The sequence below is a fragment of the Pseudomonas sp. NPDC089406 genome, from assembly GCF_044900265.1.
Taxonomy (GTDB): domain Bacteria; phylum Pseudomonadota; class Gammaproteobacteria; order Pseudomonadales; family Pseudomonadaceae; genus Aquipseudomonas; species Aquipseudomonas fakonensis.
Window position 1 is genome coordinate 164,878 of sequence record NZ_JBJDNC010000003.1, and the last position, 25,251, is coordinate 190,128.

The 25,251-nt window shown below is 65.3% G+C and carries 22 protein-coding genes; 12 read left to right on the top strand and 10 right to left on the bottom strand.

Annotated features, from left to right (window positions below):
- Positions 1-161: 161 nt before the first annotated feature.
- From ACI2KK_RS03365 to ACI2KK_RS03415, 11 genes are all read left to right on the top strand, one after another.
- On the top strand, positions 162-911 hold the full coding sequence (locus ACI2KK_RS03365) for a GntR family transcriptional regulator (RefSeq protein WP_217840882.1): 750 nt from the start codon (positions 162-164) through the stop codon (positions 909-911).
- Positions 908-2,632 (top strand): fumarate reductase/succinate dehydrogenase flavoprotein subunit, encoded by a 1,725-nt coding sequence (locus ACI2KK_RS03370; protein ID WP_404667863.1) that lies wholly within the window; start codon positions 908-910, stop codon positions 2,630-2,632. Before ACI2KK_RS03365 ends, ACI2KK_RS03370 begins: the two co-directional genes overlap by 4 nt.
- Before the next feature lie 192 nt (positions 2,633-2,824).
- The gene (locus tag ACI2KK_RS03375) at positions 2,825-3,070 is read left to right on the top strand and encodes a ferredoxin family protein (RefSeq protein WP_008096634.1); all 246 of its coding nucleotides are present in this window, start codon (positions 2,825-2,827) and stop codon (positions 3,068-3,070) included.
- Between the two features lie 119 nt (positions 3,071-3,189).
- Entirely contained in the window at positions 3,190-4,596 is a 1,407-nt protein-coding gene (locus ACI2KK_RS03380; protein ID WP_404667864.1) for an ABC transporter substrate-binding protein, read from the top strand.
- 15 nt (positions 4,597-4,611) lie between these two features.
- Complete coding sequence (locus ACI2KK_RS03385; RefSeq protein WP_217887091.1) at positions 4,612-5,394, top strand: ABC transporter permease; 783 nt, start codon at positions 4,612-4,614, stop codon at positions 5,392-5,394.
- Complete coding sequence (locus ACI2KK_RS03390) at positions 5,394-6,245, top strand: ABC transporter ATP-binding protein (RefSeq protein WP_404667865.1); 852 nt, start codon at positions 5,394-5,396, stop codon at positions 6,243-6,245. The genes ACI2KK_RS03385 and ACI2KK_RS03390 overlap by 1 nt, the downstream gene beginning before the upstream one ends.
- On the top strand, positions 6,242-7,207 hold the full coding sequence (locus tag ACI2KK_RS03395) for a HEAT repeat domain-containing protein (RefSeq protein ID WP_404667866.1): 966 nt from the start codon (positions 6,242-6,244) through the stop codon (positions 7,205-7,207). The genes ACI2KK_RS03390 and ACI2KK_RS03395 overlap by 4 nt, the downstream gene beginning before the upstream one ends.
- Complete coding sequence (locus tag ACI2KK_RS03400; protein ID WP_404667867.1) at positions 7,207-7,482, top strand: DUF971 domain-containing protein; 276 nt, start codon at positions 7,207-7,209, stop codon at positions 7,480-7,482. Before ACI2KK_RS03395 ends, ACI2KK_RS03400 begins: the two co-directional genes overlap by 1 nt.
- Positions 7,483-7,973: 491 nt before the next feature.
- Positions 7,974-9,416, top strand: coding sequence for an NADP-dependent succinate-semialdehyde dehydrogenase (gene gabD / locus ACI2KK_RS03405; RefSeq protein ID WP_404667868.1), 1,443 nt, complete (start codon positions 7,974-7,976; stop codon positions 9,414-9,416).
- A 182-nt stretch (positions 9,417-9,598) separates the two neighbouring features.
- Complete coding sequence (gene gabT, locus ACI2KK_RS03410) at positions 9,599-10,876, top strand: 4-aminobutyrate--2-oxoglutarate transaminase (RefSeq protein WP_404667869.1); 1,278 nt, start codon at positions 9,599-9,601, stop codon at positions 10,874-10,876.
- 130 nt (positions 10,877-11,006) lie between these two features.
- On the top strand, positions 11,007-12,368 hold the full coding sequence (locus tag ACI2KK_RS03415) for an HDOD domain-containing protein (protein WP_404667870.1): 1,362 nt from the start codon (positions 11,007-11,009) through the stop codon (positions 12,366-12,368).
- 169 nt (positions 12,369-12,537) lie between these two features.
- On the opposite strand, the gene ACI2KK_RS03420 is transcribed toward ACI2KK_RS03415, so the two are convergent.
- Both ACI2KK_RS03420 and desA read right to left on the bottom strand, forming a co-directional pair.
- Positions 12,538-13,521, bottom strand: coding sequence for a GGDEF domain-containing protein (locus ACI2KK_RS03420; protein ID WP_404667927.1), 984 nt, complete (start codon positions 13,519-13,521; stop codon positions 12,538-12,540).
- A 141-nt stretch (positions 13,522-13,662) separates the two neighbouring features.
- Positions 13,663-14,847 (bottom strand): delta-9 fatty acid desaturase DesA, encoded by a 1,185-nt coding sequence (gene desA, locus ACI2KK_RS03425; RefSeq protein WP_217887104.1) that lies wholly within the window; start codon positions 14,845-14,847, stop codon positions 13,663-13,665.
- 151 nt (positions 14,848-14,998) lie between these two features.
- Here desA and dibA point away from each other — a divergent pair, with 151 nt between their 5' ends.
- Entirely contained in the window at positions 14,999-16,894 is a 1,896-nt protein-coding gene (gene dibA / locus ACI2KK_RS03430) for a phosphodiesterase DibA (protein ID WP_369988632.1), read from the top strand.
- Between the two features lie 5 nt (positions 16,895-16,899).
- Here the strand turns inward: dibA and ACI2KK_RS03435 are convergent, their stop codons facing one another.
- From ACI2KK_RS03435 to ACI2KK_RS03470, 8 genes are all read right to left on the bottom strand, one after another.
- On the bottom strand, positions 16,900-18,135 hold the full coding sequence (locus tag ACI2KK_RS03435; protein ID WP_404667871.1) for a HipA domain-containing protein: 1,236 nt from the start codon (positions 18,133-18,135) through the stop codon (positions 16,900-16,902).
- A gap of 14 nt (positions 18,136-18,149) precedes the next feature.
- Positions 18,150-18,377, bottom strand: coding sequence for a helix-turn-helix domain-containing protein (locus ACI2KK_RS03440; RefSeq protein WP_404667872.1), 228 nt, complete (start codon positions 18,375-18,377; stop codon positions 18,150-18,152).
- A gap of 149 nt (positions 18,378-18,526) precedes the next feature.
- A complete protein-coding gene (locus ACI2KK_RS03445) occupies positions 18,527-19,171 on the bottom strand; it encodes a methionine ABC transporter permease (protein WP_125466000.1) in 645 nt (214 codons plus the stop codon).
- A complete protein-coding gene (locus ACI2KK_RS03450; RefSeq protein WP_404667873.1) occupies positions 19,161-20,270 on the bottom strand; it encodes a methionine ABC transporter ATP-binding protein in 1,110 nt (369 codons plus the stop codon). The genes ACI2KK_RS03445 and ACI2KK_RS03450 overlap by 11 nt, the downstream gene beginning before the upstream one ends.
- Position 20,271: 1 nt before the next feature.
- On the bottom strand, positions 20,272-21,072 hold the full coding sequence (locus ACI2KK_RS03455; RefSeq protein ID WP_404667874.1) for a MetQ/NlpA family ABC transporter substrate-binding protein: 801 nt from the start codon (positions 21,070-21,072) through the stop codon (positions 20,272-20,274).
- Complete coding sequence (locus ACI2KK_RS03460) at positions 21,065-22,453, bottom strand: LLM class flavin-dependent oxidoreductase (protein WP_404667875.1); 1,389 nt, start codon at positions 22,451-22,453, stop codon at positions 21,065-21,067. Before ACI2KK_RS03460 ends, ACI2KK_RS03455 begins: the two co-directional genes overlap by 8 nt.
- A complete protein-coding gene (locus ACI2KK_RS03465) occupies positions 22,453-23,634 on the bottom strand; it encodes an SfnB family sulfur acquisition oxidoreductase (protein WP_404667876.1) in 1,182 nt (393 codons plus the stop codon). Before ACI2KK_RS03465 ends, ACI2KK_RS03460 begins: the two co-directional genes overlap by 1 nt.
- 146 nt (positions 23,635-23,780) lie before the next feature.
- Positions 23,781-25,022, bottom strand: coding sequence for an SfnB family sulfur acquisition oxidoreductase (locus tag ACI2KK_RS03470; RefSeq protein ID WP_404667877.1), 1,242 nt, complete (start codon positions 25,020-25,022; stop codon positions 23,781-23,783).
- Positions 25,023-25,251 lie beyond the last annotated feature (229 nt).

Consider the following 25,251-nt stretch of genomic DNA (forward strand, 5'->3'; position numbering starts at 1 on the left):
TTCAAAGCTGTGCCTGGGCGGTCGACCGCTATCGCCGGCAAGCCGGCTCCTACAGGGGGCGTCTAACCATATGCAATATCGGTATTTCACGGGCCATGCTTATGCCCGTTATCTTCAGATCACAACTTGTTATAACAAGTCAGCCAACAGTGAAGATGACCATGGCCGAACTGCTCCCCCTGTCCCCGGTACCGCTCTACACCCAGCTCAAGGACCTGCTGCGCGAGCGCATCCTTGACGGCACCTACGCCCCGCACAGCCGCATGCCCTCGGAAAACGAGCTGGGCAAGGCCTTCGACGTCAGCCGCATCACCGTGCGCCAGGCGCTGGGCGACCTGCAAAAGGAAGGGCTGATCTTCAAGATCCACGGCAAAGGCACCTTCGTTGCCAAGCCCAAGGCGTTCCAGAACGTCAGCACCTTGCAGGGCCTGGCCGAATCGATGACGCAGATGGGCTACGAGGTGATCAACCGCCTGCGCAGCCTGCGTCATGTACCGGCCAACGCCCTGGTGGCGGCGCGCCTGCAGGTGGAGGAGGGCAGCCTGGTCACCGAAATCCGACGGGTGCGGCTGATCAACCGCGAGCCGGTGTCGCTGGAGATCACCTGGCTGCCCCACGCCGTTGGTGAAAAGCTGGAAAAGGCCGACCTGGTCACCCGCGACATCTTCCTGCTGCTGGAAAACGACTGCGGCATCGCCCTGGGCCACGCCGACCTTGCCATCGACGCGGTGCTCGCCGACAGCGACCTGACCCAGGCGCTGGAGGTAGAGGAAGGCTCGCCGATCATGCGTATCGAGCGCCTCACCCACACCGCCGACGGCACCCCGCTGGACTTCGAACACCTCTACTACCGCGGCGATGCCTTCCAGTACCGCCTGCGCATCGACCGCCAGAAAGGGGCCAAGGCATGAGCATCGAGACCCAGGACTACGACATCGTGGTGATCGGCGGCGGCACCGCCGGCCCCATGGCCGCGATCAAGGCCAAGGAGCACAACAAGAGCCTGCGCGTGCTGCTGCTGGACAAGGCCAACGTCAAGCGCAGCGGTGCCATCAGCATGGGCATGGATGGGCTGAACAACGCGATCATTCCCGGCCACGCCACGCCCGAGCAGTACACCAAGGAAATCACCGTGGCCAACGACGGCATCGTCAACCAGGCCGCGGTGTACGCCTATGCCACTAAAAGCTTCGAGACCATCGAGCAGCTCGACCGCTGGGGGGTGAAGTTCGAGAAGGACGAAACCGGCGACTACGCAGTGAAGAAGGTCCACCACATGGGCGCCTACGTGCTGCCGATGCCTGAGGGCCACGACATCAAGAAGGTCCTGTACCGCCAGCTCAAGCGCGCCCGGGTCGAGATCAGCAACCGCATGGTCTGCACCCGCGTGCTGCTCGATGGCGAAGGCGCCGCGGCCGGCGTACTGGGCTTTGACTGCCGCAGCGGCGAGTTCCGGGTGATCCGCGCCAAGGCGGTGATCCTCGCCTGCGGCGCTGCCGGGCGCCTGGGCCTGCCGTCGTCGGGCTACCTGATGGGCACCTACGAGAACCCGACCAACGCCGGCGACGGCTACGCCATGGCCTACCACGCCGGGGCGGAGCTGGCCAACCTTGAGTGCTTCCAGATCAACCCGCTGATCAAGGACTACAACGGCCCGGCCTGCGCCTACGTCACAGGCCCCTTGGGCGGCTACACCGCCAACAGCAAGGGCGAGCGCTTCATCGAGTGCGACTACTGGAGCGGGCAGATGATGTGGGAGTTCCACCAGGAACTCGAGGGCGGCAACGGCCCGGTGTTCCTCAAGCTCGACCACCTGGCCGAGGAGACCATCCAGAACATCGAGGAAATCCTGCACAGCAACGAACGCCCGAGCCGCGGCCAGTTCCACGCTGGGCGCGGCACCGACTACCGCCAGCACATGGTCGAGATGCACATCTCCGAAATCGGCTTCTGCTCCGGGCATTCGGCCTCAGGGGTGTGGGTCAACGAAAAGGCCGAGACCAGCGTCAAGGGCCTGTACGCCGCTGGCGACATGGCCGCGGTGCCGCACAACTACATGCTCGGGGCCTTCACCTATGGCTGGTTCGCCGGTGCCAACGCGGCGCAGTACGTGGCCGGGCGTGAGTTCGCCGAGGTCGATGCGCAGCAGGTCGAGCGCGAGCAGGCCCGGGTGTTCGCGCCGCTGCGCCGCGAGCACGGCCTGCCGGCTGCGCAGGTGGAGTACAAGCTGCGGCGCATGGTCAACGACTACCTGCAGCCGCCCAAGGTGACCAAGAAGATGGAAATCGGCCTGGCGCGCTTTGCCGAGATCGAGCGCGACCTTGAGCAGATGAAAGCCAGCAACCCCCATGAGTTGATGCGGGCGATGGAAGTTGCGGTGATTCGCGACTGCGCCGAAATGGCCGCACGCGCGTCGTTGTTCCGCGAGGAGAGCCGCTGGGGGCTGTACCACCACCGGGTCGATTTCCCCGAGCGCAACGATGGCGAGTGGTTCGTGCATTGCCACCTGAAAAAGGGCGAGGACGGTGAGATGACCAGCTTCAAGAAAGCCGTCGAGCCGTACCTGATCGCCCTGGACGCCGAAGAGCAGACCGCCTATGACCGGCTGCGCGTCAAAGCCGACGCTGCTTAGGGGCGCTGGTGCAGAGCTTTTGTAGGAGCGGCCTTGTGTCGCGAAAGGGCCGCGTAGCGGCCCCGGCGATCTTGGAGAATTACCTGGAGTGGGGGCTGCTGCGCAGCCCTTTCGCGACACAAGGCCGCTCCTACAGTGGACGCGTCATATCAGACATAAAACGAGGGCCAAAGGCCCCAAGGACCCCGTGAAATGGCCTACCAACCCCAGGAAATCTTCTTTCGCAGCAGCGCCCCGGTGACCATCGACGAAGACAAGTGCATCGCCGAAAAAGGCTGCACCGTCTGCGTCGAGGTGTGCCCCATGGACCTGCTGGCCATCAACCCGGCTACGCAGAAGGCCTACATGGCCTTTGACGAGTGCTGGTACTGCATGCCCTGCGAAAAGGACTGCCCCACCGGCGCGGTCAAGGTCGACATCCCGTACCTGCTGCGCTGAAACACCCGCCATCCGGCCGAACCACCGGACGCCCTCCCGCACTGCCCCTCGTTTCCCACCACCCATGCCGGGCGGCGGAGACGACTCTGATACCTATAAACGATTCGAGGGGAACACCCATGCGCCTTGTAGCAACCGTGGCCGGCCTTGCGCTGGCAATCACTGGCCTGAACGCCAGCGCCGAAACCATCCGCATCGCCATCGGCACCCAGGACACCACCATCAACTGCGCCACCGGCGGCCTGTTGATCCGCGAGCTGGGCCTGCTCGACAAGTACCTGCCCCATGACGGCAAGTACAAGGGCGCCCAGTACCAGGTGGAATGGAAAAACTTCACCAGCGGCGCGCCGCTGACCAACGAGATGGTCGCCGGCAAGCTCGACTTCGGCGCCATGGCCGACTTCCCCGGCTCGTTCAACGGTGTCGCCCACCTGGATGCCGGCAAGCGCAGCCTGTTCATCAGCGTGCTGTCCGGCAGCGTGCACGGCAGCGGCAACGGCATCGTGGTGCCGGCCGCCTCCAGCGTGCAGTCGCTGGCCGAGCTCAAGGGCAAGACCATTTCCGTGCCGTTTGCCTCCACCGCCCACGGCATGCTGCTGCGCGCCGTGGCGGCGCAAGGCTGGGACCCGCAAAAAGATGTGCGCATCATTGCCCAGGCACCGGAAATCGCAGGTTCCGCCCTGCGCAGCAACCGCATCGAGGCCCACGCCGACTTTGTGCCGTTCGCCGAGCTGTTCCCCAACCGCGGCTTCGCCCGCAAGATCTACGACGGCGCCCAGGCCAACGCGCCGACCTTCCATGGCGCGCTGGTGGATGCCGATTACGCGAAAAAATACCCCGAGGTGGTCACCGCCTACCTGCGGGCAAGCCTCGAAGCCGACCGCCTGATCGCCGCCGAACCCGAGAAGTACAGCGAGCTGATCGAGAAGGTCACCGGCATCGAAGCCGAGGTGAACTACCTGTTCCACGGCCCCCTCGGCCTGCAGACCCGCGACCTCACCTGGAAGCCTGAATACCGCCAGGCCGTGGCCACCTCCATCGACACCCTCAAGCTGCTGAAGAAGACCGATCGCGGTCTGGACACCGCCCAGTTCATTGACGACCAGTACATCCGCGCCGCCTTCAAGCAAGCCGGGCAGGACTACGACAAGGCATTGAAGAACTACGACCCGCTGCCGCTCAAGGCCAATGACGCCACCACCGGCAAGCCGATCACCGACTTTAGCCGCCTGGCGCAGATCTGGGTCCGCGGCGAGGACAGGGTGCGCCACTACGCCTCCCCGGAGGCCGCGCTGATCGCCCTGGCCCAACTGGAGCAGGAGGGCAAGGATATCCGCGCCATCTACGCCCAGGCCGCCGACAGCGGCATCAAACTGCTGGCCAACCAGGCCTGGTTCGTGCGTAACGGCAAAGGTGAGCTGGCGGCGTTCCTGCTCAAGGGCCAGGCCGAGCAGTACGCCAAGGCCAACGGCGGCGAGGCGTTGGACTTCGTCCACGCCAACCAGAAGCTGCTCGCCCAGCGCTGACCGGAGCCCGCCACCGTGACCCACGACCTCAAACGCTGGCCGCTGCGCCTGGCTTCGCTGCTGGCCTGCCTGCTGTTCTGGCAGCTGGCCGCCAGTCACAAGCTCAACCTGCTGCTGTTCACCTTCACCTACGTGCCCACCCCGGGCGCCGTGCTCGACGCCGCCTGGCAATTGCTGGCGTCCAACGCATTGCTGGCCCACCTGGGCAGCAGCCTGGCGCGGGTGTTCGCCGGTTACGCTGCAGCGGCACTGCTGGGGGTGTCGCTGGGCCTGCTGATCGGCCGCTGGCGCTGGCTGGAGGACACCCTGATGCCGCCGCTGGAAGTGCTGCGGCCGATCCCGGCGGTGGCGTGGATTCCGCTGGCGATTTTGATGTTCCCGTCCTCGGAACTGTCGATGGTGTTCATCACTTTCACCGGGGCCTTGTTTCCGATCCTGCTCAACACGGTGCACGGCGTGGAGGCGGTCGACCCGCGCCTGGTGGCCTCGGCGCGCAGCCTGGGTGCCGGGCGCGGGGCGATCCTGCGTGAAGTGGTGCTGCCCGGCGCCTTGCCCAGCATCGTCACCGGGCTTGCCATCGGCATGGGCACCTCGTGGTTCTGCCTGGTTACCGCCGAGATGATTTCCGGGCAGTTCGGCATCGGTTACTACACCTGGGAGTCCTACACCTTGCAGAACTACCCCGACATCATCGTCGGCATGCTGCTGATCGGCGTGCTGGGCATGGGCAGCAGTGCCCTGGTCAAGCGCCTGGGCGCCCTGGCTACGCCCTGGTACCGGGCAGGGAGGCGCGGCTGATGAACAGCTATCAACAGCTGCCCGGGCGCATCGAGGCGCAGGGCTTGTCGATTCGCCTGGGCCAGGGCCGCGAGGCCTTCGAAGCGGTGCAGGCGCTGGATTTCGCCATCGCCCCGGGCGAGTTCGTGTGCATTCTCGGGCCGTCCGGCTGCGGCAAGTCGACCCTGCTCGGCGCACTGGCCGGGCACCTCACGCCTGCCAGCGGGCAACTGCGGGTGGATGGCCTGCCGATACCCGGCCCGTCCCCCGAGCGCGGCATGGTGTTCCAGCACCACACCTTGCTGCCTTGGCGCAGCGTGCTCGACAACGTCGCCTTCGGTTTGAAGATGCAGGGGCTGGGCAAGGCCGAGCGCCAGCGCAAGGCCGCCGAGATGCTGCAACTGGTGGGCCTGGGCGATTTTGCCGAGCGCTGGCCCAGCCAGCTCTCCGGCGGCATGCAGCAACGCGCCGAGATCGCCCGGGTGTTGATCAACCACCCGCGCTTGCTGCTGATGGACGAGCCCTTTGGCGCGCTGGACGCCCAGACCCGCTCGCGCATGCAGGAGCTGCTGCTGGATATCTGGGCGCGCATCCGCACCACCGTGGTGTTCGTCACCCATGACATCGACGAAGCACTGTTCCTGGGCGACCGCATCCTGGTGATGAGCCCGCGCCCCGGGCGCTTCATCGAAGACCTGCGCCTGGACTTTGCCCGCCCGCGCCGGGCCAGCCTGCTGACCAGCCCAGAATTCACCCACCTGAAACGCCATTGCCTGGCGCTGCTGCGCCATGAAGAAGGCCGCGAACTGCCGCGCCTGACACCGTTGGGCCTGCCCGACGCCGACCATCCTCCGCTGCGGATTGCGCTATGACCGAACGAAGCACCGACAACCCCGACATTCTTGAGCTGCTGCCACGGCTGGGCGACGGCGACGCCGGCGTGCGGCGCATCGCCCTGATCGCGCTGGCCGACCTGGAGTACCCGGATGGCCTGCCGTGGCTGACCGATGCACTGCTGGTCGATGGTAGTGCCGAAGTACGCGCCGAGGCCGCGCGCCTGCTTGAAGCCTGGGAAGAACCCGAGGTGGTGCAGGGCCTGTGCGCCGCGTTGGCCGACCCGGCCGAGGCGGTGCGCCTGGCGGCTGCGCAGAGCCTGAGCGAACTCAAGACCCAGGAAGCCGGGCAGTTGATTCTGCCCTGGGCCGTGCATGCCGACGCCTTCGTGCGCGCCAGCGCCCTGCGGGCACTGCGTGAGCTGCGCCTGGAAGACGCTGCCGGGCCTGCCTTGCGGGCCTTGGCTGACCCGGATGCCGGGGTACGCCGCGAGGCGGTGGGCATTCTTGGCTGGCTCAAGCATGAGCCGGCTTTGCCCGCCCTGGCCGAGCTGGCCGCCCGCGAGGCGGACACCGAGGTGCGCCGCGCCGCGATCGGCGCCTTGGGCCTGGCCCGTGATGCAAGCGTGCTGCCGGCGTTGATCGGCGCCCTGGCTGACCCGGCCTGGCAGGTGCGCGAGGAAGCCGCTACCACGCTGGGCAAGGTGGGCCATGGCGAGGCCGGTCAGGCCTTGATCGCAGCGCTGGCCGACAGCTATTGGCAGGTACGCCTGCGCGCCGCGCGGGCGCTGGGCCGGCTGCGCCATGCCGCCGCGCTGGAAGGGCTGGCCGAGCTGCTCGGGCATGGCATCGCCAACCTGCGCAAGGAAGCCGCGCTGGCCCTGGGTGAGTTAGGTCAAGCCCGCGCCTTGCCAGCGTTGCAGGCGGCCGAAGCTGACAGCGACCCCGAGGTGCGCAAGGCCGTGCGCATTGCCCTGGCGCAGTTGCAGGGGGCGGTGTGATGCAAACGCCCAGCGCGCTGCGCAACCGCCGCGAGGTCGGGGAACTGCAGGTGCAGTGGGGCGAGGCGTGGCAGGTCATCAGCCACGCCCGTTTGCGCGGTGCCTGCCCCTGTTCACAGTGCCGCGCCGCACGTTTGCAGGGCGCGATCAGCCTGGTGCGCGAGGATGTGCGGGTGGAGCGTATCGAGGCCCAGGGGTATGGGGTGCAACTAGTGTTCAGCGATGGGCATGAGCGGGGGATCTATCCCTGGGAGTACCTGCGCGAGCTGGGGTGACTGTGATGGCCCTATCGCCGGCAAGCCGGCTCCTACAGGAACCGGCTTGCCGGCGATAGGGCCAGAGCAGGCAACCCACCCCTCAAAACACTGGGCATCGGCGCCGGCTTGCAGAAGGCGTCATGCCGGGAGGGCCGTCGGTCCTCCCTTCATCATTCCCCTTGCATGTTCGTCTAACCTTCGAGGGCCCTTTCGCGGGCAAGCCCGCTCCCACAGGTTCAGTGCTGTGCTTCAAACCAGCGCTGAACCTGTGGGAGCGGGCTTGCCCGCGAATGGCCATACGGTGGTTTTCAGACGGGGTGTTCAACCATTCGTTCTTTTTTTCGAACAGGCTATTGTCCAACACCCCAGCTGCCGCTTAGCATTCTGTTTGAGATTTCAAACGCTCAGCACCCAGGCGTCGAACACCCTGGTGCACGAATTCCTGACGGCCGCCCCCTATTGGGGGCGCCTTTTCAACAATCAATAATTCGCAGTAAAGGGAAGCCGACATGCAGCTCAAAGACGCTCAGTTGTTCCGCCAGCAAGCCTTCATCAATGGTGAGTGGCTGGATGCGGACAGCGGTCAGACCATCAAGGTGACCAACCCGGCCACAGGTGACGTGATCGGTACCGTGCCGAAGATGGGCGCCGCCGAAACCCGCCGCGCCATCGAGGCCGCCGACAAGGCCCTGCCGGCCTGGCGTGCACTGACCGCCAAAGAGCGTGCCGGCAAGCTGCGCCGCTGGTTCGAGCTGATGATCGAGCACCAGGACGACCTGGCCCGCCTGATGACCACCGAGCAGGGCAAGCCGCTGGCCGAAGCCAAGGGCGAAATCGCCTATGCCGCCTCGTTCATCGAGTGGTTCGCCGAAGAAGCCAAGCGCGTTTACGGCGATGTCATCCCGGGCCACCAGCCAGACAAGCGCCTGATCGTCATCAAGCAGCCGATCGGTGTTACCGCTGCCATCACCCCGTGGAACTTCCCGGCCGCGATGATCACCCGTAAAGCCGGCCCGGCCCTGGCCGCCGGTTGCACCATGGTACTCAAGCCTGCCTCGCAGACCCCGTACTCCGCCCTGGCCCTGGTCGAGCTGGCTACCCGTGCCGGCATCCCGGCTGGCGTGCTCAGCGTCATCACCGGCAGCGCCGGCGAAGTGGGTTCGGAACTGACCGGCAACTCGCTGGTACGCAAGCTGTCCTTCACCGGCTCCACCGAAATCGGCCGCCAGCTGATGGAAGAGTGCGCCAAGGACATCAAGAAGGTATCGCTGGAGCTGGGTGGCAACGCCCCGTTCATCGTGTTCGACGACGCCGACCTGGACAAGGCGGTCGAGGGCGCGATCATCTCCAAGTACCGCAACAACGGCCAGACCTGCGTTTGCGCCAACCGTATCTACGTGCAGGACGGCGTCTACGACGCGTTCGCCGAGAAGCTGGCCGCTGCGGTTGCCAAGCTGAAGATCGGTAACGGCCTGGAAGAAGGCACCACCACCGGCCCGCTGATCGACGGCAAGGCCGTGGCCAAGGTCCAGGAGCACATCCAGGACGCAGTCTCCAAAGGCGCCAAGGTGCTGTCCGGCGGCAAGCTGATCGAAGGCAACTTCTTCGAGCCGACCATTCTGGTCGACGTGCCGAAAACCGCCGCTGTCGCCAAAGAAGAGACCTTCGGCCCACTGGCGCCGCTGTTCCGCTTCAAGGACGAGGCTGAAGTCATCGCCATGTCCAACGACACCGAGTTCGGCCTGGCCTCGTACTTCTACGCCCGCGACATGAGCCGCGTGTTCCGCGTTGCCGAAGCCCTGGAATACGGCATGGTGGGTATCAACACCGGCCTGATCTCCAACGAAGTGGCACCGTTCGGTGGCATCAAGGCCTCGGGCCTGGGCCGCGAAGGTTCCAAGTACGGCATCGAGGACTACCTCGAAATCAAATACCTGTGCCTGAGCATCTGATCCGGCACTAGCGGTTTTTACCTCTGCCAGCGGGGCGCGAGAGCGACGCCTCGCTGGTCTTTTTGACACTGCAGTACCTGGTGGCCAGGGCGTTCACGACAGTCGATCAACGAATACTGACCGTGCACCTTCCAGCCACCCCCGAATAAAAGCGCCGTCAGAGTCGGCGCAATGAGGGCATTATGAGCAAGACCAACGAATCCTTGATGCAACGCCGTGTCGCCGCCGTCCCGCGTGGCGTTGGCCAAATTCACCCGATCTTCGTCGAAAGCGCGAAGAACGCCACGGTGATCGACGTTGAAGGCCGCGAACTGATCGACTTCGCTGGCGGCATCGCAGTACTGAACACCGGCCACCTGCACCCGAAAGTGGTTGCCGCTGTGCAAGAGCAACTGACCAAGGTCAGCCACACCTGCTTCCAGGTGCTGGCCTACGAGCCTTACGTCGAGCTGTGCGAGAAGATCAACAAGCTGGTCCCTGGCGAATTCGACAAGAAGACCCTGCTGGTCACCTCCGGCTCCGAAGCCGTTGAAAACGCCGTGAAAATCGCCCGTGCCGCCACCGGCCGCGCCGGCGTGATCGCCTTCACCGGCGGCTACCACGGCCGTACCATGATGACCCTGGGCCTGACCGGCAAGGTCGTGCCGTACTCCGCTGGCATGGGCCTGATGCCAGGCGGCGTGTTCCGCGCGCTGTTCCCGAGCGAGCTGCACGGTGTCAGCGTTGACGATGCCATTGCTTCGGTCGAGCGCATCTTCAAGAACGACGCCGAGCCGCGCGACATCGCTGCAATCATCCTCGAGCCGGTACAAGGCGAAGGCGGCTTCCTGCCAGCCCCTAAAGAGCTGATGAAGCGCCTGCGCGAGCTGTGCGACAAGCACGGCATCCTGCTGATCGCCGACGAAGTGCAGACCGGCGCTGGCCGTACCGGCACCTTCTTCGCCATGGAGCAGATGGGTGTTGCGCCTGACCTGACCACCTTCGCCAAGTCCATCGCTGGCGGCTTCCCGCTGGCCGGTGTGTGCGGCAAGGCCGAGTACATGGACGCCATCGCCCCGGGCGGCCTGGGCGGTACCTACGCAGGTTCGCCAATCGCGTGCGCCGCGGCCCTGGCGGTTATCGACGTGTTCGAAGAAGAGAAACTGCTGGACCGCAGCAAGGCTGTTGGCGAGCGCCTGACCGCCGGCCTGCGTGAAATCCAGAAGAAGCACCCGATCATCGGTGATGTCCGTGGTCTGGGCTCGATGATCGCCGTGGAAGTCTTCGAAAAAGGCACCCACACCCCGAACGCCGCTGCCGTTGCACAGGTTGTGGCCAAGGCGCGCGACAAGGGCCTGATCCTGCTGTCCTGCGGTACCTACGGCAACGTTCTGCGCATCCTGGTGCCGCTGACCGCCGAAGACACCCTGCTGGACAAAGGCCTGGCCATCATCGAAGAGTGCTTCGCTGAACTCGCGTGATGTGACCCGCTGCAGAAAAAACCCGCCTCGGCGGGTTTTTTTGTGCCGTTTGTAGCCTTATGGCGCTAAGGTTGTAAGAGGATTCCGAGGAAGCTGCGATGGATCGCGCGTCATTACTGGAGAGCCGCTCATGAGCGCTGTCGACCCCGTCCCCCCTAGCGTGCTGATTGTCGAAGGTGACCCCTGGGTGCGCGACATGCTGCGCGAGATGCTGCTGAGCGTGCGCTGCGATGCCCGCCTGCAGGTTTGCGCCGACGGCTCCCAGGCACTGAGCGCGCTTTCGAGCAAACCGGACCTGATCATCGCGGCCCGCGAATTGCCCAGTGGTGATGGCCTGGACCTGTTGCGCAAGGTGCGCTCCGGCACCGACAAGCCGAGTTTGCCGTTCATCCTGCTGAGCGAGCGCAGCGACCCGGCGAGTGTGAAGGAGACCCTGCGCTTTCACCCGACCGAGTACCTCAGCAAACCGGTGAACCTGGACAAGCTGCGCAAGCGCCTGGAGGTGCTGCTGGTGGGCGAGGGCGAGGCGGTCGCCTGCCCGGTGCCGGCGTTATCGCCCGGGGCCAGGCTGGCGGATTACCTGGAGCAGCGCCGGGCCACGGCCGATGGCGGCCCGCTGTTCGCCGATGTGCAAAAAGCCATCAAGCGTGCGCTAGACCCCCAGGGGCTGAACCTCAAGGTACTCGAAGAGGAAGTGCGCGATGACCCGCAGATCACCGCCGTGCTGATCGCCGCCGCCAACAGTGCAGCCTTGCACCGCGACGCCCCCGCGCAGACCTTGTTGCAGGCACTGAACAAGCTGGGCAGCACCCAGAGCATGAACCTCATCCTCGGCCTGACCCTCAAGCGCAGTGCGCGCCTGAGCGACCCGCTGCTGTCGCAGCATGCCGCGCACTACTGGAACCTGTCGCTGCACACCGCCGAGTACGGCCGCACCCTGGCGCGCCTGCTGGAAGTGGATGAAGGGCGCTGTTATTGCGCCGGGCTGCTGCATTGCCTGGGCGATTTGGCGGTGCTGCGAACCCTGCAGGAGTGGCGCCTGGCAGGGGGCGAGCTGGACGAGGACCAGGTGCAGCTGTCGCTCAACGAGTTCGGCGCGCCGTTCGGTTCGGCGCTGCGTACCCGCTGGCGCCTGCCGCTGAACCTGCGCGAGCTGATCGCTGCGGTGTACCAGCTCGGTGGCGGGGTATATTCCCGGGAGATCCTGGCCATGAACCTGTCCGGGCAGATGGCCCGGCTCAAGCCCAGTGAAGGGCTGGAGAAGGTCGCAGGTGGCAAGACTGCGCGGCTGCTCAAGCTCGGGTTGCCCGAGTTGACCCGGCTGCGCAAGGTCAACCCCCATGCGGTTGCCGAGGAAGAAGCGGCCAAGGCCAAGGCGGCTGCCGAGGAGGACGCCGCGCGGCTGGCCAAGGCTGCTGAGCCGGAGGAGGCCGAGACGCCGCCGCCTGAAGCTGCGCCAATGCCCGAAGAGGGTGACGGCAAGCAGGTGTGAAGATGCAAAAAACCCGGCCATGGCCGGGTTTTTTGTAAGTCCCTCAAGGGGGGTAAAACGCTGAGTGCCTCGGAGGGCTACGGGGCGACGATAGAAAATCCAGATAAGGCTGTCAAATCTTCAGTTGTGGGCTCGCAGGTCAGTTCTTATGCCTGTCCGCTTGTAGCCATCAGCCTCTGATGATCTGGTTCTTGCCCTGCCGCTTGGCCTGGTACATCGCCGCATCGGCCCGGGCGAACAGGGTGTCGAGGGTTTCGTCGTCGTCGGTCAGCCCGGTCAGCCCCTGGCTCACGGTCACCCCGTAGGTCTGCTGCCCGTGGGTAAAGCTCAGGCGCTGGATTTCGCGCTGCAGGCGTTCGGCGATCTGCTCGGCCACCTGGGCGCTGCAGCCAGGGAAAACAGCCGCGAACTCTTCACCGCCAATGCGCCCGAACAAGTCGCCACGGCGTAACACGGCCTTGCCGCTGTCGGCGATGCGTTGCAGTACCTGGTCGCCTTCCTGGTGGCCGTAGCTGTCGTTGATCTGCTTGAAGTCGTCGATGTCCAGCAGCAGGAACGCCATGGGCGTGCCGTCTTCGCGGGCGTTGTCGAAGGCTTGCTGGGCACATTCGAAGAAGTGCCGGCGGTTGCTGCTCTGGGTGAGTACGTCCGTGGTGGCCAGGCGCTGCAGTTCGCCTTCGAGCTGTTTCTTCTCGGTGATGTCCTCGGCGATGCCGACGATGATTACCCGCTGGTCACCTTCGCGCTGCTGGTTGATGTAGCACTTGTCGCTGAGCCAGCGCACTTCACCGGCGGCATTGAGAATGCGGTACTCGCGGTCCTCGACCGTACCTTTGACCAGCACCTGGGCCAGGCTGTGCTCGGCGTACTCGAGGTCGTCCGGGTAGATCGCGTCGCGCCACTCGTTGTAGTCGGCCAGCACCAGGCTGGCCGGGCGGCCGAAAATGCGTTCGAAGGCCGGGCTCACGTAGAGCACCTGGCGGGTTTCCCAGTCGAAGGCCCACAACACCGCGTTGACGCTGTCGAGCAGCGAGGAATACAGCTGCTCGCGCTCGCTCAGGCGCGCCACTTCACCTTGGGCGTGGAGCAGGGCGAGCAGGGTCTGGGCGGCTTCCGGGCGGGGAGTGCCGGTGGTGGGGTGGTCTTTGGCCATGAGCACGAAACAGGTCTCGACAAAGGGCGTGCGGCCACTGACCGGCCCGCCACGCTGGGCGATATGCCGAGTTTGAGTCGTATTTCGGGGGGGAAGTTCCGCTTGGCACGCCCCATGACGGGGCGTGCCGATCAACGGCGGTCAGGCGCCGGTAGGGCGCAGCGAGTAGGTTTTCAGTTGGGCGGCGAAATCGCGCAGCGACTGGATGCCACTGGCCTCGGCTTCGTGGACCCAGTCTTTTATGGCCGCGAGCATGTCGTGGCCGTTGGCGCTGGTACGGGCCCAGATTTGCTGCAGCGCCAGGCGTTTCTCGTAGATGGTCTTGAGCGCCTGGCTGTGGGCCAGCATCGACTCGATGCGCAAGTGGTGGCGGTCCTGCAGCAGGCTGGTTTCCCGCGACAGCAGGCGCTTGGCGCGGCGGAAACGGTGGCGCACCGAGGCGTCTACCTTGTCCAGCTCTTGCTTGACCAGCGGGCCGATCACCAGCTTGCGGTACTGGGCCATGATCTGGAAGCGGTTGTTGAGGATGGCCATGGCGGTGTCCATGTCCAGCGAAGCCTTGCCCTCGACCCGGTGGGCGATGGGCGCGACACGCTGCACCTTGGCCAGGCGCAGCAGGCTCAGCAGGCGGATCCACATCCAGCCCATGTCGAACTCCCAGCGGCGCACCGACAGCTTGGCCGAGTTGGGGTAGGTGTGGTGGTTGTTGTGCAGCTCTTCACCGCCAATGATGATGCCCCAGGGCACCAGGTTGGTGGCCGCATCGCGGCACTCGAAGTTGCGATAGCCCACCGCGTGGCCCAGGCCGTTGACCACACCTGCGGCCCAGAACGGGATCCAGGCCATTTGCACTGCCCAGATGGTGATGCCGATGGTGCCGAACAGCAGCAGGTCGATCACCGCCATCAGCGCGATGCCGCCGAGCTTGTAGCGCGAATAGACATTGCGCTCGAGCCAGTCGTCCGGGCAGTTCTTGCCGTAGATGCGCAGGGTTTCTTCGTTGCGCGCCTCTTCGCGGTACAGCTCGGCGCCCTTGCGCAGCACTGTGGCCAGGCCTTTGTGTACCGGGCTGTGGGGGTCGTCGGGGGTTTCGCACTTGGCGTGGTGCTTGCGGTGGACGGCGGTCCACTCGCGAGTGTTCTGCGCCGTGGTCAGCCACAGCCAGAAGCGGAAGAAATGCTTGAGGCCTGCGTTGAGCTCCAGCGCGCGGTGCGCCGAATAGCGGTGCAGGTAGATGGTCACGCTGACGATGGTCAGGTGAGTCATCAGCAAGGTGACGCCGACCAGTTGCCAGGCCGACAAGTCGAGCAAACCGTAGTACCACATGGCGGGAAAGACCCTCGGAAACACAGGGGAAACAACGTCGGCATTATCCCTTGGCAGGCAAATAAAACCAGTCGCCCTTTTTGATAGGAAGTCACAGGGTGTTTCAGCCTTTATAATGCCCCTTCCTTTTTCATGGGCTCATCCACCCGACATGTCTGTTTCCGTTCGCGACGCCTTGCGCATGGCCGCGCTCTACCTGGTGCTTTCGATGCTCTGGCTGGGGCTGTCCGAGCTTGTGTTGCAGAGCATGTCCGATGACCCGTTGGCGCTCACCGTTGGTCGGCAGATCAACGTGGTGGTGTGGGTGCTGCTCAGCGCCTTGCTGATTTTTGTCTCGCGCGCCCGCCTGCTCAACTTCATCGGCATCGGTGCGCGCCTGCGCAGCGAGGACCGTGAGCGCCTGCGCATGGCCGCCGCGGTGTTCGACAGCACGCTGGAAGGGGTGCTGGTGACCGACCGCAATGGCCTGATCGTGCACGTGAACCGGGCTTTCATGCGCATCACCGGCTACCAGCAGGACGAAGTCATCGGCCAGCGGCCGAACAAGTTCAAGTCGGGCCGCCATGGCGCGCCGTTCTACCAGCAGATCTACGCCACCCTGAGCGAGAAGGGAGAATGGAGCGGCGAAATCTGGAACCGCCGCAAAAGCGGCGAGATCTACCCGCAATGGCAGACTATCTGCGCCATTCGCGACGATGGCGGCGACCTCAGCCACTACGTGGCGGTGTTCAGCGACATCAGCGCGATCAAGCACAGCGAGGAAGAGCTGGCCTACCTGGCCCACCACGACCCGCTGACCGGCCTGCCCAACCGCCTGCTGTTCAACGACCGGGTCGAGCAGGCGCTGGCGGCAGCGCAAGCGAACAAACGCGGTTGCGCCCTGCTACTGCTTGACCTCGACCATTTCCAGAGCATCAACGACGGCCTTGGCCACACCATTGGCGACCAGTTGCTCAAGCAGGTGGGCGAGCGCCTGCGCGAGGTGCTGGGCAGCGGTGTGACCCTGGCCCGGCTCGGCGGCGACGAATTCGGCGTGCTGGCCGAGAACTGCCAGCAGGTGGGCCAGGCCGGCAAACTGGCCCAGGCCATCATCGAACGGCTGCGCGAACCCTTCGAATGCGACGACCACCGCCTGTTCATCAGCGCCAGCATCGGCATCAGCCTGTTCCCCAGCGACGCGCTGGGCGCCGAGCAACTGCTGCGCAACGCCGACTCGGCGCTGTTCAAGGCCAAGGGCAATGGCCGCGCCTGCTATGCGTTGTACACCGAGGAACTGACCGCCCATGCCCAGCACCGGGTGGAAACCGCCGGCGAGCTGCGCCGGGCGCTGGAGCAGGAAGAGCTGCGGGTGTTCTTCCAGCCAGTGCATGACCTGCGCAGCGCGAAGATGATCGGTGTCGAGGCCCTGGTGCGCTGGCAGCACCCCTCGCGCGGGCTGGTGCCGCCGGGGGAGTTCATCCCGATCGCCGAGCGCACCGGGCTGATTGCCGAGATCGATGCCTGGGTGCTGCGCCAGTCGTGCCGGCAAATGGTGCGCTGGCAGGCCGAAGGCAAGCGCCTGGACTTCGTTGCGGTGAACATCTCCAGCCGGCTGTTCGGCCAGCACGAGCTGTACCGTCAGGTGGCCGAGGTGCTGCACGAAACCGGCCTGGACCCGGCGTTGCTGGAGCTGGAAGTCACCGAAAGCGCGGTGATGGAAGAGCCCGAGGTGGCACTGGAGCAACTGCACCGCCTGCGCGAACTGGGCATCAACCTGGCCATCGACGACTTTGGCACTGGTTATTCATCGCTGCTGCGCCTCAAGCGCCTGCCGGTGCAGAAGCTCAAGATCGACCAGGGCTTCGTCGCCGGCCTGCCGTTCGACGATGACGACATTGCCATTGTGCGGGTGATCATCGCCCTGGCCCGCAGCATGGGCATGCAGGTGCATGCCGAGGGGATCGAACAGGCCGAGCAGGCCAGTTTCCTGCTGGAGCAGCAGTGCCAGCTGGGGCAGGGGTATTGGTTCGGGCGGCCGGTGCCGGCTGCGGATCTGCACTGGGGCTGACGGGGTCAGGCGCTCAGGCGTTGTGTCATGTCCCGTATCACTCCGTGGACGATTCGCCTGAGCAAGCGGGCCTCTCCGGCGTTCAGGGTGTGTACATGGGTTTCGAGAAGCTGCCTGGCCGCGTTCTCAACCCCCGGAACCAGTTCGTCGATGATCCGCTTCCCAAGGGGAGCGCTGATGCCAATGGCCTCGCCCAGGCTCAGTGCACTGGCCCTGGTGAGCTGTTCATGGGTGCGCACGCCATCAGGTTTCCATACCAGTTCTGCGTCCAGCCAAGGGGCGGCAGTGTTACCGTACACTGCGGTGCACAACAGGTCGTAGTGGGGTGCGAGATAGCACGCGTCGGCCTGTACGAAAAACGAAAGGTTCTTCAAGTGAGCGTCGTTGTTCCCCACCAGCAGATTGAATATCAGCCAACGGAACAGCCGAATTCGGGTCCTGGCCTTGTCACGTACATGTCCCAGTATCTCGCGCAGCGTTGCGACGGTTGCCCGCTGGTATTTGAAACCCTTGTCCAGGGAAAGCAGCTGGCAGGCATCCAGCACATGCAGCCGTTCCAGCTGGTCGTGCTGCCAGTGGCGATCAAAGCGCTCGATCAAGTAGACCGCCTCGGGCACGCGTTTTAGTGAAACATCGGGGACATCGAGCTTCATTTCCCGTGCCAGGCGCATCACGAACCATTCGTTGGCGGCGGTCGCATCGTACAACTCGCGTTGTGGATGGTCGGGTTTGAGAATGTGGGTCGAAGGTGTGCAGCCTTCCGGCTCGAACAAGCCGCTTTCGCCGATCACCAGGGCCAGCTTGTGCTGCGCGCCGGCCAGTGACATCCGTTTCGGTGCGCCGGTGGTCAGGGCTACCCGCGGCAGGTTGCGAATTCGTGCGCTGAGTTCTTCGTCGCTCAGCGGCTTGAGCCCCTCTTGCTGAGGCGTCTCGGGGTTGCCGAGCAGGGTTATCGCGCCTGCAGATTCTGCCCCGTAGTAACCGAGCAAACCAAAGGCATCGGCAAATTCGAGCCTGGCATCGCTCGCCAGCAACTGGCGTGCATGTTCCTCGGGCAAAAGGTTGTCGAAAAACCACTGCACAGGGCGTTGTGACGAACCATCGACAATCTGCGCTGAAGATCGGGGGAGTGCCGGCGACAAGTCGAATGCGTTGCTGTCCGAGAGCCACCCTGCGGTGTACTCCAGGCTCCATACGCCGGCATCGTCGCGCAGTGTGGCGACATGCCGGGCGTTGATCATGATCTGGAGCGTTCTCATTGCTCAGGGAGATCCACGTAGAGACGTATTCCGAGCTCCTCAAGGACCTGGAGCACGCTGGCAATGGACACGCTGCCTTTGCCTTTCTCGATGTCCCTGAGCAGTACATGGCTCTTGCCGATGACCAATGCCAGGTCGGACTGGGTGATGCCTTGGGTTTTTCTGACTGTTCGCACGGCGTTACCCAGGTCGCTGGCAGTGCCGATCTGTCTGAGCGAATTCATGGGGGCGATCTCGGGTTCAACGAAAGAATAGCTTCGATTATGTCGGTTGATTCGGCGATTTCAAGAAAAGCGAAATTTTAATTTAGGTTTTGTCTGCAAAAAGCCTTGGCGGCCATTAAGCGAAATAATAATTTAGTTTTAGCGGTTCCTCAGCGCTTGTTCAACCCTTTGGCCAACCGGTCACCACCCAGCTGTATCACCGCCACCAGTGCCACCAGCATGACGATCACGGTCAGCATGATCTGGCTGTCGAAGCGCTGGTAGCCGTAGCGGTAGGCGATGTCTCCCAACCCGCCGGCGCCGATCGCCCCGGCCATGGCCGAGGAGTTGATCAGGGTCACCAGGGTGATGGTGAAACCGCCGACGATACCCGGCAGCGCCTCGGGCAGCAGCACGTGCCAGACGATGTGCCAGCGCCGGCAGCCCATGGCCTGGGCGGCTTCGATCAGGCCGTGGTCGACTTCGCGCAGGCTCACTTCGGCAATGCGCGCGAAGAACGGCGTGGCCGCGATGGTCAACGGCACCACCGCCGCCCACACACCATAGGTGGTACCGACCACCAGGCGGGTGAAGGGGATCAGCGCCACCATCAGGATCAGGAACGGGATCGAGCGGAACAGGTTGACGATGGCGCCCAGCACCCGGTTCAGGGCCGGCGCCTCGAAGATGCCGCCCTTGTCGCTGGTGACCAGCAGCACCGCCATGGGCACGCCCACCAGCAATGCCACCAACGACGACACGCCGACCATCAGCAGGGTGTCGAGCAAGCCTTGCAGCAAGCGGTCAATCCACATGGCCCAGTACCTCCACATCGGCCGCCCGGCGGCGTGCGCGTTCCAGTAGTTGATGAGGGGCCAGCGGCGAACCGCGCACCGACAGGATCAGCTGCCCCAAGGCGTGCTCGCCGATGGTCTGCACGCCACCCTGCAGCAGGCGCACCTGGCCGCCGAGGTCGTTGAACAGGGCGCTCAGGTCTGGTTCGCCGAGCACCTGCAGGCGCAACACCACGGCCGCGTCGCGGCTCACCGGGCTGGCCCGCAGGCTGGCCTGCAAGGCCGCCGGCAGTTTCGCCTGCAGCGGCGCCAGCAGGGTGCGGGTGACCTCGTGGCGCGGTGTGCCGAACACCTGCCAGACCTCGCCTTGCTCAACCACTTCACCGCGTTCCAGCACCACCACGCGGTGGCAGATGTCACGGATCACCGCCATCTCGTGGGTGATCAGCACCACCGTCAGGCCCAGGCGCTGGTTGATGTCGCGCAGCAGGTCGAGGATGGAGGCCGTGGTTTCCGGGTCCAGCGCCGAGGTGGCCTCGTCGCACAGCAGAATCTCGGGGTCATGCACCAGCGCGCGGGCGATGCCGACGCGCTGCTTCTGCCCGCCGGATAACTGCGCGGGGTACACCTGATGCTTGTCGCCCAGCCCCACCAGCTCCAACAGTTCACGCACCTTGCGCTGGCGCTCGGGCTTGCCGACGCCGGCCACCTTCAGCGGCAGCTCGACGTTCTGCCACACGGTCTTGGCCGACATCAGGTTGAAGTGCTGGAAGATCATGCCGATGCGCCGGCGCAGGGCCACCAGTTGGTCTTCGTTGAACGGCGCGATGTCCACCTGGTCGATCAGCACCCGGCCCTGGCTGGGTTGCTCCAGGCGGTTGATGGTGCGCAGCAGCGACGACTTGCCGGCGCCGCTGCGGCCGATGATGCCGAAGATTTCGCCGCGGCGGATGTTCAGGTCGATGCCATGCAGCGCAGGCTGCGCCTGGCCGGGGTAGGTCTTGCCCAGGCCGATGAAGCGCACCTGGGCTTCATTGACCTCAGGGCGCAGGGCCTGCTCCCGTGCCGGTGGCGGCGCAGCTTGCGTGACGGGTGCGCGCAGGGCGCTGGCCTGGCTCATGTCAGCCTTCCCAGCCGGCCTGGTACAGCGTGCCATGGGCCTTGTCCAGGGCGGCGCGTACGGCGGGCGAGTGCTGGTAGATGTCGATGAACCTGGCCAGGCGCGGGTCGTTTTTCTCTTGCGGGCGGATGACGAACTGGATCACGTACTCCTTGTTTTCCAGGCCGTCGAACAGCAGCGCGGAGGTGGCATCGAAGGTGTTGGCCAGGCGGATGTAGGCCGGGTAGCCCTGCACCAGGTCGGCGTCGTCGTAGGCGCGCACCAGTTGCACGGCTTCGACCTGCAGAATCTTGATCTTCTTCGGGTTGGCGACGATGTCGTCCTCGGTGGCCTTGTAGCCGACACCCGGCTTGAGGGTGATCAGCCCGGCCTTGGCCAGCAGTTGCAGGCCACGGCCGCTGTTGATCGGGTCGTTGGCGATGGCCACGCTGGCCCCTTCGGGCAGTTCGGCGAAGCTTTTGTACTTCTTCGAATACAGGCCGACATTGTTGATGATGCCGGGGGCGTAGGGCACCAGGTCGAAGCCGGCGGCGGCCTTGGCGTTTTCCAGGAACGGGATGTGCTGGAAGTAGTTCACGTCGATGTCGCCGCTGTTGAGGCTGACGTTGGGCGCGATCCAGTCGCTGAACTCGATCAGCTTCACTTCAAGGCCCTGCTTGTGGGCCTCTTCGACTGCGGCTTCCAGCGGGATGGCAAAGGCCGCTGTGGTACCGATCTTCAGCGGTTCGGCCGCCAGCGCAGTGGCGGACAGGCCGAGGGCCAGGGCGATGGCCGCGACGGGCCGGAACAGTTTTTCAAGCATGGCGCAGGGCTCCAGTCGGGGCAGGGGTATGGGTGTTGCGGTAGCCGGCGCCGGGGTGGTCGGCGGGCAGGTGCGGTTGGTTGGCGAACAGCTTTTCGCGCAGGGTGCCGTCGGCGTAGGCGGTCTTGTAGCGGCCGCGCTGCTGCAGTTGCGGCACCACAAGGTCGATGAAGGCTTCGAAGCTTTCCGGGGTGACGGTGCGGGTCAGGTTGAAGCCGTCCAGGCCGGTGTCGTCGACCCAGCCGATCAGTTGCTCGGCCACCTGCTCGGGCGAGCCGATGAGGGTCACGTAGCGCCCGCCCAGGGCGTGCTGTTGCAGCAGGCGGCGGCGGGTCCAGGCGTTGTCCTGCAGCTGGCGGGTGGCGGACTGGATGGCGTTGCCCTGGCTGAAGCCGATCGGCTCGTCCAGGCCGTAGGCGGCAAAATCGATACCGGTAGAGGCGGCGAAGTGGGCGACGCCGGCCTCGGGGCTGGCATGGCGCAGGTACTCGGCGTGCAGCGCCTGGGCCTCATGCTCGGTGGGCGCGACGATCACCGTGATGCCCATGAACACCTTCACCGCCTGCGGGTCGCGGCCGGCTGCGGCAGCGGCGGCGCGCACCTTGTCGACCTGGGCGCGGGTGGCGGCCTTGTCCTGGCCGCTGATGAACACGCACTCGGCGTGGTTGCCGGCAAACGCCAGCCCGCGCGCCGAGCTGCCGGCCTGGAACAGCACCGGGGTGCGCTGCGGCGAGGGTTCGCACAGGTGGTAGCCCTCGACGTCGTAGAACTCGCCGTGGTGGCTGACCTTGTGCACCTTGTCGGGCTGGGCGTACACCCGTTGCGCGCGGTCGGCGACCACCGCGTCGTCCTCCCAGCTGCCTTCGAGCAGCTTGTACAGCACCTGCAGGTACTCGTCGGCCTGGTCGTAGCGCCGGTCGTGCTCGGGCTGCTGGCGCAGGCCCATGGCCCGGGCGGCGCTGTCGAGGTAGCCGGTGACGATGTTCCAGCCCACCCGGCCGTTGCTCAGGTGATCGAGGGTGGAGAGCCGCCGGGCGAACAGATAGGGCGCCTCATACGTGAGGTTGGCGGTCAGGCCGAAGCCCAAATGCCGGGTGACCGCCGCCATGGCCGACACCAGCAACAGCGGGTCGTTGACCGGCAACTGGATCGACTCCTTCAGCGTCACGTCCAGCGACTGGCCGTAGATGTCGTAGGTGCCGACGATATCGGCGATGAACAGCCCGTCGAACAGCCCGCGCTCCAGCAGTTGGGCCAGGTTGGTCCAGTAATCGAGGGTCTTGTACTGGGTCGAGGTGTCCCGCGGGTGGGTCCACAGGCCGTGGTTGATGTGCCCGATGCAGTTCATGTTGAAGGCATTGAGCAGTATCTGCTTGGCCATCAGATGGTCCCCCGACGCGGCGGCTTCTCGTCGTTGAGGTAGTAGTTGCCGATGGCGTGGTACTTCCAGCGCACCGGGTCGTGCAGGGTGTGCACCCGGGCGTTGCGCCAGTGGCGGTCGAGGTTGTGCTCGGCCAGGGTGGCCTGGCTTCCGGCCAGTTCGAATAAGGTGGTGCCGGCCGCAAGCGAAATCTCGGTGCTGATCGCCCGGGCTTCTGCCACGGCGATGGACGCAGCGGCGAGTGTCTCGGCGTTGCTGTCGGCCTGGGCCACATCGAGGATTTCACCGGCCCGCTCCAGCAGCGCTTCGGCCGCGTGCAGGCGGATGGCCAGGTGGCCGAAGCTCTTGAGCGTCAGCGGGTCGTCGCTGGCTTTTTCGAGCCCCGAGTCGACCCAGGGCCGGCTGCGGGTGCGCACGAAGTGCAGGGCATCTTCGAAGGCGGCGCGGGCGATGCCGGTGTCGATGGCGGCGTGGAGAATCTGCGCCAGCGGGCCGACCGTGGTCGGGCGCTCGAAGGCGCTGCCGAACGGCACCACGTCTTCGGCGGCCACCGCCACGTTGTCGAACAGCACCGAGCCGCTGCCGGTGGTGCGCTGGCCGAAGCCGCTCCAGTCGTCGATCACTTCCAGCCCTGGGCTGTTCGCAGGCACGAAGGCCAGGTGCTGGGCATCGTGCTCGTCGAGTACCAGGGTGGGGATGCGCTGGGCGTACAGCGCGCCGGTGCAATAGAACTTGCGGCCGTTGATGCGAAAGCCTTCGCCGTCGCGGGTCAGGCGGGTGCTGCGCTCGTGAGCGGTCTTGGTGCCGATTTCGGCCAGGGCGTTGCCGAAGCGCCGGCCGGCCAGCACTTCGGCGTACAGGCGCTGTTGCTGCTCGGGGCTGGCATTCACCCGCAGCACTTCCAGGGCGTAGTAGTGGTTCTGCGGGATCTGCCCGATCGAGGCGTCGGCCTGGGCAATGCGTGCGACCACCTTGGCCAGGGTGGCGCTGGATACGCCAGCGCCGCCAAAAGCTTTGGGCACACTGATGCCCCACAGCCCGGATTGCACGAACAGGTCGAGTTCGGCGTGGGGCAGGCGGCGTTCGCGGTCGCGGGTGGCGCTTTCGGTGCGCAGTTGCTTGGCGATTTCTTCGGCGACTTCCAGGGCCTGGGCGTCGCTGGTGATAAGGGATGCGGTCATGGTGCTCTCCGGGCACAGGGGGCGCTTTGCGCCCCTTCGCGGGTAAACCCGCTCCCACAGGTACAGCACTGCTTTCAGGATCGGTGCGATCACTGTGGGAGCGGGTTCACCCGCGAAGGGCTGCGCAGCAGCCCCAAGGCTTTCAATCAGATCCAGGAATGGCGGGCGGGCAGGGTGCCGTTGAGGTAGTAGGCGCCGACCGCGTGGTACTTCCAGCGCACCGGGTCGTGCAGGGTGTGCACCCGGGCGTTGCGCCAGTGCCGGTCGAGGTTGAACTCGGCAAGGGTCGCGCGGCTGCCGGCCAGCTCGAACAGCTTTTCGCTGGCCTGCAGGGCAATCTCGGTGGTGAGCACCTTGGCTTCGGCCACGGCAATCGAGGCGCGGGCGGCGGCAGCGGCGTCGACGGGGCCGGCATTGACCTCGTCGAGCACCCGCGCGGCCTTGCGCAACAGCGCCTGGGCGGCATGCAGGTCGAGCTTCAGGCGGCCGATGTCGGCGATCACGTAGGGGTCATCGCTGGCGCGCTCGACCTTGGCCTCGATCCATGGCCGGGATTTTTCCCGCACGAATTGGATGGCATCGTCGATGGCGGCCTCGGCAATGCCGGCATCGATGGCGGCCTGTACCAGTTGCGAGGTGGCGCCCTGGATGTTCGGCACATCGCGCTGGCGCCAGTTGTCCAGCACCAGGTCGGCATCCACCGGCACCTGGTCCAGCAACACGGTGCCGCTGGCGGTGGTGCGCTGGCCGAAGCCCGACCAGTCGTCGACGATGCGCAGTCCCGGGCTGCCCCGGCGCACGAAGGCCAGGCGCTGGCGGCCTTCATCGTCCAGCGCCTTGACCGTCACCCAGTGGGCGAACAGGGCGCCGGTGGAATAGAACTTTTCACCGCTGATGGCAAAGCCCTCGCCCTTGCGGGTGATACGGGCTTTGAGCGTCAGGGTGTCCTTGGTGCCGCGCTCGGGCCCGGCATTGCCGATGCGCCAGCCGTCGAGCACGCTGCGGAAGATGGCTTCTTTCTGCGCCTCGGTGGCGGTCAGGCGCACCAGCTGCAGCATGCCGAAGTGGTTCTGCGGGATCTGCCCCAGGGCCGGGTCGGCGGCGCTGATCAGGCGAAATACTTCGGCGGTGGTTTCGAAGGAGACTTCCGGGCCGCCATAGGCCTTGGGCACGCTGATGCTGCCCAGGCCACTGCGGGTGAACTGCTCGATTTCAGCCCAGGGCAGTTTGCGCTGCTGGTCGCGGCGGGCGGCCTGCTGGCGGGCGACCTCGGCCAGTTCGCGGGCGGCTTGCAGGGCCTGGGCGTCATTGCGCAGCACCTTGGCCGGCAGCAGCAGGGGCGAGCTGTCGATATCGCTGGTAAACGGGGTAGTGGGTTGGCTGGACATCAGTGCCGCTCCCTGGCTGCACTCAATGCCCTGGCGTTGCGCACTGGGGTGATTGTGATCCTGACCATCGGTGACCTCACAAAATAGTTGGCGTCGCCTGGTGGTGGCGACGGACGATTGGTGGTCCGGTGGTCCGGTTCATATACCCTAATGGCTTATTAAAAGTTTATGAATTAACTTTTTGGAATATTGATAGAAGGGGAGTGGTGATGGGCGTGAGGGCCAAATC

Coding starts and splice junctions, on each gene's coding strand:
- desA (WP_217887104.1), bottom strand. CDS start 14,847: ATGTGGTACTACGGTTTGCTCGACTTGTCGGCCTGGCAACTGGTCGGC.
- ACI2KK_RS03380 (WP_404667864.1), top strand. CDS start 3,190: ATGCGCCTTGTAGCAACCGTGGCCGGCCTTGCGCTGGCAATCACTGGC.
- ACI2KK_RS03435 (WP_404667871.1), bottom strand. CDS start 18,135: ATGATCAACGCCCGGCATGTCGCCACACTGCGCGACGATGCCGGCGTA.
- ACI2KK_RS03465 (WP_404667876.1), bottom strand. CDS start 23,634: ATGACCGCATCCCTTATCACCAGCGACGCCCAGGCCCTGGAAGTCGCC.
- ACI2KK_RS03455 (WP_404667874.1), bottom strand. CDS start 21,072: ATGCTTGAAAAACTGTTCCGGCCCGTCGCGGCCATCGCCCTGGCCCTC.
- ACI2KK_RS03460 (WP_404667875.1), bottom strand. CDS start 22,453: ATGGCCAAGCAGATACTGCTCAATGCCTTCAACATGAACTGCATCGGG.
- ACI2KK_RS03365 (WP_217840882.1), top strand. CDS start 162: ATGGCCGAACTGCTCCCCCTGTCCCCGGTACCGCTCTACACCCAGCTC.
- dibA (WP_369988632.1), top strand. CDS start 14,999: ATGTCTGTTTCCGTTCGCGACGCCTTGCGCATGGCCGCGCTCTACCTG.
- gabD (WP_404667868.1), top strand. CDS start 7,974: ATGCAGCTCAAAGACGCTCAGTTGTTCCGCCAGCAAGCCTTCATCAAT.
- gabT (WP_404667869.1), top strand. CDS start 9,599: ATGAGCAAGACCAACGAATCCTTGATGCAACGCCGTGTCGCCGCCGTC.
- ACI2KK_RS03395 (WP_404667866.1), top strand. CDS start 6,242: ATGACCGAACGAAGCACCGACAACCCCGACATTCTTGAGCTGCTGCCA.
- ACI2KK_RS03440 (WP_404667872.1), bottom strand. CDS start 18,377: ATGAATTCGCTCAGACAGATCGGCACTGCCAGCGACCTGGGTAACGCC.
- ACI2KK_RS03390 (WP_404667865.1), top strand. CDS start 5,394: ATGAACAGCTATCAACAGCTGCCCGGGCGCATCGAGGCGCAGGGCTTG.
- ACI2KK_RS03420 (WP_404667927.1), bottom strand. CDS start 13,521: ATGGCCAAAGACCACCCCACCACCGGCACTCCCCGCCCGGAAGCCGCC.
- ACI2KK_RS03415 (WP_404667870.1), top strand. CDS start 11,007: ATGAGCGCTGTCGACCCCGTCCCCCCTAGCGTGCTGATTGTCGAAGGT.
- ACI2KK_RS03375 (WP_008096634.1), top strand. CDS start 2,825: ATGGCCTACCAACCCCAGGAAATCTTCTTTCGCAGCAGCGCCCCGGTG.
- ACI2KK_RS03470 (WP_404667877.1), bottom strand. CDS start 25,022: ATGTCCAGCCAACCCACTACCCCGTTTACCAGCGATATCGACAGCTCG.
- ACI2KK_RS03450 (WP_404667873.1), bottom strand. CDS start 20,270: ATGAGCCAGGCCAGCGCCCTGCGCGCACCCGTCACGCAAGCTGCGCCG.
- ACI2KK_RS03370 (WP_404667863.1), top strand. CDS start 908: ATGAGCATCGAGACCCAGGACTACGACATCGTGGTGATCGGCGGCGGC.
- ACI2KK_RS03445 (WP_125466000.1), bottom strand. CDS start 19,171: ATGTGGATTGACCGCTTGCTGCAAGGCTTGCTCGACACCCTGCTGATG.
- ACI2KK_RS03400 (WP_404667867.1), top strand. CDS start 7,207: ATGCAAACGCCCAGCGCGCTGCGCAACCGCCGCGAGGTCGGGGAACTG.